Genomic DNA, 9990 nt, shown 5'->3' with positions numbered 1-9990 from the left:
GCTTGATTTTCAAGCTCTTTCAGCGCTTCGTCGCTGGGAGTGGTGCGCATTATAGGGACTTCAGAATGCCCGTCAACACTTTTCTGAAAGTTTTCACTCGGCCAACAGAGTGACCTTCGCGAACGCCTTCTTGCCAGCCTGCACTATATGAGTAGCGCCTACCTTGAAGACGAAGCTGCGATCCACGGCATGACCATCGACACGCACGCCGCCGGCGCCCAGCAGGTCGCGCGCCACGGCGGAGTTCTTCACCAGGCCGGCGCGGTTCAGCACGGCGCCGATGGGCAGGTCTTCGGTGGCAGCCACTTCCACTTCCGGGATGTCTTCCGGCAGCTCGCCTTCCTTGAGACGGTTGCCCGCGGACTTGTGGGCGCTGGCGGCGGCTTCTTCGCCATGGAAGCGAGCGACGATCTCCTCTGCCAGCTTGATCTTGACGTCGCGCGGGTTGGCACCGGCCTCGACGTCCTTGCGCAGGGCATTGATCTCGTCCATCGAACGGAAGCTGAGCAACTCGAAGTAACGCCACATCAGCGTGTCCGGAATGGAAACGAGCTTGCTGTACATGACGCCCGGCGCTTCCTGGATGCCGATGTAGTTGCCCAGGGACTTGGACATCTTCTTCACCCCGTCCAGCCCTTCCAGCAGCGGCATGGTCAGGATGCACTGCGGCTCCTGGTCGTAGGCGCGCTGCAGCTCGCGCCCCATGAGCAGGTTGAACTTCTGGTCGGTACCGCCCAGCTCGACGTCGGCGCGCAGCGCTACCGAGTCGTAGCCCTGCACCAGCGGATAGAGGAACTCGTGGATGGCGATGGACTGGTTGCTGGCATAGCGTTTGCTGAAGTCATCGCGCTCGAGCATGCGGGCAACGGTGTACTGGGAGGCGAGACGAATGAAATCGGCCGGAGTCAGCTTGTCCATCCAGGTGGAGTTGAACGCCACCTCGGTCCTGGCCGGGTCAAGGATCTTGAAGACCTGGGACTTGTACGTCTCGGCGTTCTCCAGCACCTGCTCGCGGGTCAGCGGCGGACGGGTGGCGCTCTTGCCGCTGGGGTCGCCGATCATCCCGGTGAAGTCACCGATGAGGAAGATCACCTGATGACCCAGGTCCTGGAGTTGGCGCAGCTTATTGATAAGGACGGTGTGACCGAGGTGCAGGTCCGGCGCGGTCGGGTCGAAGCCCGCCTTGATCCGCAGCGGCTGGCCGCGCTTGAGCTTTTCGACCAGCTCGGCTTCCACCAGGAGTTCATCCGCACCACGCTTGATCAGCGCCAGCTGCTCTTCGACCGACTTCATCACAGTTCCCGTTCCGTTTTTCCGGCAATCAAAAGGGAACCAACCATACAAGATCGGACACTAAAAACAAGTTTTGCCCGGCGTACGGGGAAATGGCGTCAAACCCTGGGCGATAGACTTGCTTCGAGGGGAATTTGGTTATATTTTAGGCAGTTATTTCACATTCCAAAAACACCACTCACGCCATGACGCAATCGAATCAGAAAGCGCCCTACTATCCGAAGAGCCATCTGCTGGCCGCAAGCGGTGTAGCAGCGCTCCTCAGCCTGGCTCTGCTGGTGTTCCCCTCGAGTGAAGTCGAGGCGAAGAAGACCACGCTCAATCTGGAGCTGGACAGCGGTGCCGACCGCATCATTCAGGAAAAAGACGACCTGCGAAGCCCGCAGGTCACCGAGGGCGAAGGCTCCCCCTTCGCCCGGATCGAAGGTCAGAACGAAAACGACAGCGCCGGAAAAGACGCGGAAGAAGAAAAGAAAGAACTCAAGGCTTCCAACGACAGCCAACCCGCCACGCCCGCCGAACCGGCCTGGAAGCGCGTGACCGTGGGCAAGGGCGACACCCTCTCCACCGTCTTCGCCAAGGCGGGCCTGCCGGCCGGCCTGGTGCACGACGTGCTGGCCAGCAGCAAGGACGCCAAGCAGTTCACCCGCCTGGACGTCGGCCATGAAGTCGAGTTCCTGGTCAGCCCGCAAGGCGAGCTGCAGAGCCTGCGCATCAAGCAGAGCGACCTGGAGACCATCAGCCTGAACAAGTCCGCCAAGGGCTATGCGTTCAAGCGCGACCTGGTCAAGCCGGACGTGCACACCGCCTATGCCCATGGCCGCATCGACAGCTCGCTGTTCACCGCGGGCAAAGAAGCCGGCCTGTCCCATGACCTGATCATGGCCCTGGCGAACATCTTCGGCTACGACATCGACTTCGCCCTCGACCTGCGCGAAGGCGACCAGTTCGACGTGATCTACGAGAAGAAGGTGGTCAACGGCCGCCAGGTGGACACCGGCAACATCCTCGCCGCGCGCTTCATCAACCGCGGCAAGGAATACACCGCGGTGCGCTTCACCAACAAGACCGGCAACACCAGCTACTACCGCGCCGACGGCACCAGCATGCGCAAGGCGTTCATCCGCACCCCGGTGGACTTCGCCCGCATCAGCTCGCGCTTCTCCATGGGGCGCCTGCACCCGATCCTGAACAAGATCCGCGCACACAAGGGCGTCGACTACGCCGCCCCCATCGGCACGCCGATCAAGGCCACCGGCGACGGCAAGGTGGTCGAGGCCGGGCGCAAGGGCGGCTACGGCAACGCCGTGGTCATCCAGCACGGTTCGACCTACCAGACCGTCTACGGCCACATGAGCCGCTTCGCCAAGGGCATCCGCAGCGGCGTCGCGGTCAAGCAGGGGCAGATCATCGGCTACGTCGGCATGACCGGCCTGGCCACCGGCCCGCACCTGCACTACGAGTTCCATGTGAACGGCCAGTATGTCGACCCGCTTAGCGCCAAGCTGCCGATGGCCGACCCGCTGGCCGGTCCGGACCGCAAGCGTTTCATGGCCCAGACCCAGCCGCTGATGGCGCGCATGGACCAGGAGAAGCCCACCTCCCTGGCCATGAACAAGCAGCAAGAGCAGCAGCGCTGAGCCATGGCGCTCTACCTGGGGGTGATGTCCGGCACCAGCCTCGATGGCCTGGACATCGCCCTGGTCGAGCAGGGTAAAAACGCCACCACCCTGCTCGCCTCCCACTACATCCCCATGCCCCCGGACCTGCGCGCCGAGCTGCTGGCCCTGTGCACCAGCGGCCCCGACGAGATAGCCCGCGGCGCCTGCGCCGAGAACGCCTGGGTGCGCCTGGCCGCCCAGGGTATCCAGGAACTGCTGCAACGCCAGCGACTGACACCCGCTGCCATCCGCGCCGTCGGCAGCCACGGCCAGACCGTGCGCCACGAACCGCAGCGCGGCTTCACCGTGCAGATCGACAACCCCGCCCTGCTCGCCGAGCTGACCGGCATCGACGTGGTGGCCGACTTCCGCCGCCGCGACGTCGCGGCAGGCGGCCAGGGCGCGCCGCTGGTACCGGCCTTCCACCAGGCACTGTTCGGCAACGAAAGGCAGCGAGCCGTGCTGAACGTCGGCGGCTTCAGCAACGTCTCGCTGCTCGCCCCCGGCGAGCCGGTACACGGCTTCGACTGCGGCCCGGGCAACGTGCTGCTGGACAGCTGGATCCACGACCAGCGCGGCGACGCCTACGACCGCGACGGCGCCTGGGCGGCCAGCGGCCAGGTGAATGCCGAACTGCTGCAGCGCTTCCTCGCCGACGACTTCTTCGCCACCCGCGGGCCGAAGAGCACCGGTCGCGAACGCTTCAACCTGCCCTGGCTGAAAGCGAAGCTGGCCGAAGGCCCCGCCCTCCCCGCCGAGGACGTGCAGGCCACCCTGCTGGAGCTCAGCGCCCGCAGCATCGCCGAATCCCTGCTGCATGCGCAGCCGGGTTGCGAGGAAGTGCTGGTGTGCGGCGGCGGCGCCTTCAACGGCGCGTTCATGGCACGGCTGGCGGCGCACCTGCCCAAGGCGAAGGTGGCCAGTACCGCGGATTACGGCGTGGCGCCGGAATGGATGGAAGCCATGGCCTTCGCCTGGCTGGCGCACCGCTTCCTCGAGCGCCTGCCCGGCAACCGCCCGGAAGTCACGGGCGCGGCCGGGCCGCGGATACTCGGCGCCCTCTACCCCGCCTGAACAAACGAAAACGCCGCGCAGATGCGCGGCGTTTCGTCGTTACGGCCGACTCAGATCGAGAACGACTGACCGCACCCGCAGGTGGTGGCGGCGTTCGGGTTCTTGATCACGAAGCGCGAACCTTCCAGGCCTTCCTGGTAGTCCACCTCGGCGCCGGCGAGGTACTGGAAGCTCATCGGGTCGACCACCAGGCTGACGCCATCGCGCTCCACCACGGTATCGTCATCCGCGGTGTCCTCGTCGAAGGTGAAGCCGTACTGGAAGCCCGAGCAGCCGCCGCCGGTGACGAAGACGCGCAGTTTCAGACGCGGATTGCCTTCTTCGTCGATCAGCGTCTTCACCTTGTGCGCGGCCCCGTTGGAGAAGATCAGTGGGGTGGGGGTGAAGGTCTCGATGGTCATGTCAGATGTCTCCCGGCCGAGGCCGTACGTTACAACATTGCGGGCTATTATCCGCTTACCCGAGAAAAATGGTCAACTAAGCCAGGTCAATCCTTCGTCGAACATCCCCCGGGGACGGGCTCCCGCAATGGGAGCCCGGGCTCGCCTCAGGGCAGCAGGGCCACGTTGGACAGGCCCAGACGCTCGTCCAGGCCGAAGAGGATGTTCATGTTCTGGATGGCCTGGCCGGAGGCGCCCTTGACCAGGTTGTCGATCACCGACAGCACCACCACCAGGTCGCCGCCCTGCGGGCGGTGCACGGCGATGCGGCAGACGTTGGCGCCGCGCACGCTGCGGGTCTCCGGGTGGCTGCCGGCCGGCATCACGTCGACGAAGGGCTCGTTGGCGTAGCGCTCCTCGAACAGCTTCTGCAGGTCCACGCCACGATCGGCCACCTGGGCGTAGAGGGTGGCGTGGATGCCGCGGATCATCGGCGTCAGGTGCGGGACGAAAGTCAGGCCGACATCGCCCCCGGCGGCGCGGCGCAGGCCCTGGCTGATTTCCGGCAGGTGGCGGTGGCCCTTGACCGAGTACGCCATCATGCTCTCGCCGGCCTCGCAGAACAGCGAACCGACCTTGGCGCCACGGCCGGCGCCGCTGACGCCGGACTTGCAGTCGGCGATCAGCCGCGAGGTGTCGGCCAGGCCGGCTTCCAGCAGCGGGATGAAGCCCAGCTGGGCGGCGGTGGGGTAGCAGCCGGGCACGGCGATCAGGCGCGCCGACCTGATCGCCTCGCGGTTGACTTCCGGCAGGCCGTAGACGGCCTCGGGCAGCAGCTGCGGCGCGCCATGGGGCTGGCCGTACCACCTGGCCCATTCCTCGGCATCCTGCAGGCGGAAGTCGGCGGACAGGTCGATGACACGGGTGCCGGTGGCCAGCAGCTCGCCGGCCAGGGCATGGGCGACGCCGTGCGGGGTGGCGAAGAACACCGCGTCGCAGGCGCCCAGGCGCTGCACGTCCGGCACGCTGAAGGACAGGTAGTCGTAGTGGCCTCGCAGGTTCGGGTACATGTCGGCGACCTTCACGCCCTCCTCGGAGCGCGAGGTGATCACCTCGACGCGCGCCTCGGGATGCTGGGCCAGCAGACGCAGCAGCTCCACACCCGTGTAACCCGTACCACCTACGATACCGACCTTGATCATCTGTCCGTCACTCCGCCAATAAGGGGCTCACTCAGAGCCGCCCATGATAAGAGCGCGGGCCCCGCATGAACAGGCCGAAGCGCCGCGGGCGACGAGTCGCCGGCAGCGGCGCGCGACTTCTCGGGGATGACGCTGGCACGGGGCTGCCACTACTATCAGCGCAACCGTGACCCGAGGAGCTATCGATGCTGTATCTGTGGATAAAGGCCCTGCACATAGTCGCAGTGGTCTGCTGGTTCGCCGGCCTGTTCTACCTGCCGCGCCTGTTCGTCTACCACGCCATGAGCGAGGACGCCGCCAGCCGCGAGCGCTTCCAGGTCATGGAGCGCAAGCTGTACCGCGGCATCATGGGCCCGTCGATGGTCCTGACCATCCTGCTCGGCGCCTGGATGCTCTACCTGACCCCGGCCTGGCTGAGCCAGGGCTGGATGCACGCCAAGCTCACCCTGGTGGTGCTGCTGATCGGCTACCACCACGCCTGCGGCGCCATGCTCAAGCGCTTCGCCCGTGGCGAGAACCGCCGCAGCCACGTGTTCTTCCGCTGGTTCAACGAAGTCCCTGTGCTTTTCCTGCTGGCCATCGTCATTCTGGTAGTGGTCAAACCTTTCTGAATCCTGTCCGGAGCCTCCCATGTCCCTGCCCGCCCTGCTCGACCGCCGTCTGCGCCTGCCCCTGGTGGCGGCGCCCATGTTCCTGGTGTCCAACCCGCAACTGGTGCTGGCCTGCTGCCACAGCGGCATCGTCGGCAGCTTCCCGGCGCTGAACCAGCGCGAGAGCAGCGGCTTCAAGGCCTGGCTGGAAGAGATCGAGGCCAGCCTGGCCGACGCCCCGCAGGCGGCGCCCTACGCCGTGAACCTCATCGTCCACCACAGCAACCCGCGCCTGCAGGCGGACCTGGCGCTGTGCGTGGAGCACCGCGTGCCCATCGTCATCACCAGCCTGGGCGCGGTGCGCGAGGTGGTCGATGCAGTGCACAGCTATGGCGGCCTGGTGTTCCACGACGTGACCACCCGCCGCCATGCGGAGAAGGCGGCCGAAGCCGGGGTCGACGGGCTCATCGCGGTGGCCGCCGGCGCCGGTGGCCATGCCGGCACCTGGAGCCCCTTCGCCCTGGTCGCGGAGATTCGCCAGTTCTTCGACAAGACGCTGCTGCTGGCGGGTTGCATCAACCGCGGGCACGAGATCCTGGCGGCGCAGATACTGGGCGCCGACCTCGCCTACCTGGGCACGCGCTTCATCGCCACCCGCGAGAGCAACGCCTCCACGGCTTACAAGAAGATGCTGCTGGAGGCCCGAGCCGCCGACATCATCCACACCCCGGCGGTCTCCGGCGTGCCGGCCAGCTTCATGCGCCAGAGCCTGGAGGCCGCCGGCTTCGACATGGCGCGCCTGAACGAGAAGGGCGAGCTCAACTACGGCGAGAAACTCAAACCGGTCAACGACGAGGCCAAGGCCTGGAAGACCGTCTGGTCCGCCGGCCAGGGCGTGGGCAACATCAGCGACCTGCCGTCGGTGGACGAACTGGTGGCGCGCCTGGACCAGGAGTACCGCGACGCCCTCCGGCGCGGCGGCGCCCTGCCCGGCCTGCTGCGCCCCTGAACGGGGCTCGCAAATCCGCGCATGCTGGCTTGTTGCCCCCAGGGCCTGCGTTTAGGCTGTAGCCAAATGCTGCAGCCCAACCAACCGACAAGGACGCCTCTCGATGGATGAAACGCGCTACAAGATCGTGTTCGACGGCACGTTGATGCCGCAAACGCCGCTGGAAACCGCCAAGGAAAACCTCGCCCGCCTGTTCAAGAGCGACCTGGCGCGCATCGAGGCGCTGTTCAGCGGGCAACTGGTCGTGCTCAAGCGCGACCTTTCCGAGGGCGAGGCCGACAAGTACCTGCAGGCGCTGCACAACGCCGGCGCCCAGGCGCGCAAGGAGTCCGACCTGGTGTCCAGCCTGTCGCTGGTGGAGACCGAGGATCATCCCGGCGCCGCGAGCCTGGCCGCGGCAGCCACGGAACCGGCGGCCGACGCCCAGCGGATGACCTGCCCCAAGTGCGGCCACGAGCAGGCCAAGGCCAGCGAGTGCGGCGCCTGCGGCATCATCATCGACAAGTACCTGGCGCGCCAGGCCGAGCTGGCCGCCACCCAACCCGCGGAACCAGCCCCCGCCGCGCCGCGCGCCCAGTCGCCCTACGCCACCCCGCAGGCCCCGGTCGGCGAGGCGCTGCCGGAATACGGCGAGCTGCAGTACTTCAGCGTCCAGGGCCGCATCGGCCGGGTGCGCTACCTGGGCTGGAGCATGGCCATGATCCTCGCCCTGATCCCGGCCTTCGCGCTGTTCGCCGCCCTCACCGCGGTGTCCCACACACTGGGTGGACTGGTACTGATCGCCGCCTGCGTCGGCATGGCCGTGGTCAGCATCTTCTTCGGCGTGCAGCGCCTGCACGACATCGGCTGGTCCGGCTGGCTGTGGCTGCTCAACTTCGTTCCCGTGGTGGGCAGCGTCATGGCCCTGCTGATGCTGCTGGTGCCCGGCACCACCGGCGCCAACCGCTACGGCCCGCCGCCGCCGCCCAACAGCCGCGGCGTGGTGGCCCTGGCCTGGGCGTCGATCCTGGTGCCTATCGTCGGCATCCTCGCCGCAATCGCCATCCCCGCCTACCAGGGTTATCTCACCCGCGCCCAGGAAGCGGCCTACAGCCAGGATCAGGACTACGACTCGGCGGCGACCGCCGAGCCCCAGGCCGACGACGAGGGCGACGAGGACGCCAGCGCCGTGGATACCGACGAGCCCTCGGAGCAATAGCCCACGGCAATGGGGCGCGCTAGAATCCGCGCCCCATTCCGGAGACCCATCGATGCCACGCTATGCCCTGATCACCGGCGCCTCCAGCGGTATCGGCCTCGCCCTGGCCGAGGCCCTGGCGCGCCGCGGCCAGGCCCTGATCCTGGTGGCGCGCCAGCGCGATGCCCTGGAAAGCATCGCCTATGAGCTGGCCCAGCGCTTCGGCGTGGATGTGCTGTTCCGTATCTGCGACCTGTCCGAGCCGCTGCAGCTGTCCGGGCTGCTGCACGAGCTGGAGCAGTCCGGCCGGCAGATCGAGCTGCTGGTGAACAACGCCGGCTTCGGCAGCGGCGGCGCCTTCGTCGAGCAGGACTGGTCCCGCGAGCAGGAGATGATCGAGCTCAACGTCCTCGCCCTGGCGCGCCTGTGCCACGCCATCGGCGGGCAGATGGCGCGCAGCGGCGGCGGGCAGATACTCAACGTGGCTTCGGTGGTCGGCTTCATGCCCGGCCCGTGGATGAGCAACTACTACGCCAGCAAGGCCTACGTCCTGCACCTGTCCGAGGCGCTGCGCTCCGAGCTCAAGCGCCACGGCGTCAAGGTCTCGGTGCTGTGCCCGGGGCCGACGCGCACGGCCTTCTTCCGCAATGCCAGCGTGGAGGCCACACGCCTGGACGGCAGCAAGCTGATGATGAGCCCCGAGGAAGTGGCGCTGATCACGGTGAAGGCCCTGCAGCGCAACAAGGCCATCATCATCCCCGGCTGGCGCAACCGCCTGATGGCCTGGAGCCCTCGCCTGGCGCCGCGCTGGCTGGTGCGCTGGATCGCCGGGCGGGCCAACCGCTCGGTCCTGCCGTTGCGCTAGGCCGGCCACGGCGGGCTGGGTTCCCCGGGCGCGGCCGGCTAAACTGCGGACCATCGCCCCTACCGGAGGACATCCCATGGACTGCCTGTTCTGCAAGATCGCCGCGGGGGAAATCCCGGCGCGCAAGCTCTACGAAGACGACCAGGTCATCGCCTTCCACGATATCGGCCCGCAGGCGCCAGTGCATTTCCTGGTGGTGCCCAAGCGCCACATCGCCACCCTCAACGACCTGGAGGAGGCCGACAAGCCGCTGGCCGGGCACATCCTCCTCACCGCCCAGCGCCTGGCCGCCGAGCAGGGCTGCGCGGAAGGCTTCCGGGTGGTGATGAACTGCAACGACCTGGGCGGCCAGACCGTGCACCACATCCACATGCACGTCCTCGGCCAGCGCCAGATGCACTGGCCACCGGGCTGAGCCGCCAGGCGCCGGGCGGCCGCGCAGCCGCCCCGCCGCAAGACCTGTCATCGGCAATCCGTTAAACTGGCCGCTGTTTTCCCTTTCGGAGGTGCGCCATGTCCGCCGACCGTCACTATTCCCCCGCCGACCGCTTCCTGCTGCAGGCCGATGCCGCGTTGCGCACCCTGCTGCCCTTCAGCGGTCACCCGGCGCGCCCGTCGCCGGCCATCGTGCAGCCCGACGCCGAACTCGACGAGGCCGACAGCCGCCACATCGCCGGGCTGATGCGCATCAACCACACCGGCGAGGTCTGCGCCCAGGCGCTGTACCAGGGCCAGGCGC

General features: G+C 67.2%; 11 protein-coding genes. 8 read left to right on the top strand and 3 right to left on the bottom strand.

Annotation, left to right across the window (positions count from 1 at the left end):
- Positions 1 to 93 precede the first annotated feature (93 nt).
- Positions 94 to 1293 (bottom strand): tyrosine--tRNA ligase, encoded by a 1200-nt coding sequence (tyrS, locus tag VV867_RS30485; protein WP_328568399.1) that lies wholly within the window; start codon positions 1291 to 1293, stop codon positions 94 to 96.
- Positions 1294 to 1478: 185 nt separating this feature from the next.
- Here tyrS and VV867_RS30480 point away from each other — a divergent pair, with 185 nt between their 5' ends.
- The gene (locus VV867_RS30480) at positions 1479 to 2933 is read left to right on the top strand and encodes a peptidoglycan DD-metalloendopeptidase family protein (protein ID WP_109934852.1); all 1455 of its coding nucleotides are present in this window, start codon (positions 1479 to 1481) and stop codon (positions 2931 to 2933) included.
- A gap of 3 nt (positions 2934 to 2936) precedes the next feature.
- Entirely contained in the window at positions 2937 to 4028 is a 1092-nt protein-coding gene (locus tag VV867_RS30475; protein ID WP_328568398.1) for an anhydro-N-acetylmuramic acid kinase, read from the top strand.
- Between the two features lie 50 nt (positions 4029 to 4078).
- Here VV867_RS30475 and erpA read toward each other — a convergent pair whose 3' ends face one another.
- Positions 4079 to 4429 (bottom strand): iron-sulfur cluster insertion protein ErpA, encoded by a 351-nt coding sequence (gene erpA, locus VV867_RS30470; RefSeq protein WP_009615673.1) that lies wholly within the window; start codon positions 4427 to 4429, stop codon positions 4079 to 4081.
- Between the two features lie 146 nt (positions 4430 to 4575).
- Positions 4576 to 5610, bottom strand: coding sequence for an N-acetyl-gamma-glutamyl-phosphate reductase (gene argC / locus VV867_RS30465; RefSeq protein ID WP_328568397.1), 1035 nt, complete (start codon positions 5608 to 5610; stop codon positions 4576 to 4578).
- Positions 5611 to 5798: 188 nt separating this feature from the next.
- Here argC and hemJ point away from each other — a divergent pair, with 188 nt between their 5' ends.
- From hemJ to VV867_RS30435, 6 genes are all read left to right on the top strand, one after another.
- Positions 5799 to 6221, top strand: coding sequence for a protoporphyrinogen oxidase HemJ (hemJ, locus tag VV867_RS30460; protein ID WP_328568400.1), 423 nt, complete (start codon positions 5799 to 5801; stop codon positions 6219 to 6221).
- Positions 6222 to 6240: 19 nt separating this feature from the next.
- Positions 6241 to 7209, top strand: coding sequence for an NAD(P)H-dependent flavin oxidoreductase (locus tag VV867_RS30455; RefSeq protein WP_328568396.1), 969 nt, complete (start codon positions 6241 to 6243; stop codon positions 7207 to 7209).
- Between the two features lie 103 nt (positions 7210 to 7312).
- Positions 7313 to 8407 carry a DUF805 domain-containing protein gene (locus tag VV867_RS30450; RefSeq protein WP_109934857.1) on the top strand — a complete coding sequence of 365 codons (1095 nt, stop codon included), beginning with the start codon at positions 7313 to 7315 and terminating at the stop codon, positions 8405 to 8407.
- Positions 8408 to 8459: 52 nt separating this feature from the next.
- Positions 8460 to 9251, top strand: coding sequence for an SDR family NAD(P)-dependent oxidoreductase (locus tag VV867_RS30445; protein ID WP_109934858.1), 792 nt, complete (start codon positions 8460 to 8462; stop codon positions 9249 to 9251).
- Between the two features lie 76 nt (positions 9252 to 9327).
- On the top strand, positions 9328 to 9666 hold the full coding sequence (locus VV867_RS30440) for a histidine triad nucleotide-binding protein (protein WP_009615667.1): 339 nt from the start codon (positions 9328 to 9330) through the stop codon (positions 9664 to 9666).
- Between the two features lie 98 nt (positions 9667 to 9764).
- The coding region (locus VV867_RS30435; protein ID WP_328568395.1) for a demethoxyubiquinone hydroxylase family protein at positions 9765 to 9990 on the top strand (226 nt) is incomplete at its 3' end.

The sequence above is a fragment of the Pseudomonas sp. JH-2 genome (assembly GCF_036231725.1).
Lineage (GTDB): Bacteria > Pseudomonadota > Gammaproteobacteria > Pseudomonadales > Pseudomonadaceae > Pseudomonas > Pseudomonas delhiensis.
This window is presented reverse-complemented; position numbering and strand designations above follow the sequence as displayed.

Bases quoted from the DNA above. Each gene is read 5' to 3' on its own strand.
- VV867_RS30445 (WP_109934858.1), top strand. From the start codon at position 8,460: ATGCCACGCTATGCCCTGATCACCGGCGCCTCCAGCGGTATCGGCCTC.
- erpA (WP_009615673.1), bottom strand. From the start codon at position 4,429: ATGACCATCGAGACCTTCACCCCCACCCCACTGATCTTCTCCAACGGG.
- VV867_RS30480 (WP_109934852.1), top strand. From the start codon at position 1,479: ATGACGCAATCGAATCAGAAAGCGCCCTACTATCCGAAGAGCCATCTG.
- VV867_RS30455 (WP_328568396.1), top strand. From the start codon at position 6,241: ATGTCCCTGCCCGCCCTGCTCGACCGCCGTCTGCGCCTGCCCCTGGTG.
- VV867_RS30450 (WP_109934857.1), top strand. From the start codon at position 7,313: ATGGATGAAACGCGCTACAAGATCGTGTTCGACGGCACGTTGATGCCG.
- tyrS (WP_328568399.1), bottom strand. From the start codon at position 1,293: ATGAAGTCGGTCGAAGAGCAGCTGGCGCTGATCAAGCGTGGTGCGGAT.
- VV867_RS30440 (WP_009615667.1), top strand. From the start codon at position 9,328: ATGGACTGCCTGTTCTGCAAGATCGCCGCGGGGGAAATCCCGGCGCGC.
- argC (WP_328568397.1), bottom strand. From the start codon at position 5,610: ATGATCAAGGTCGGTATCGTAGGTGGTACGGGTTACACGGGTGTGGAG.
- VV867_RS30475 (WP_328568398.1), top strand. From the start codon at position 2,937: ATGGCGCTCTACCTGGGGGTGATGTCCGGCACCAGCCTCGATGGCCTG.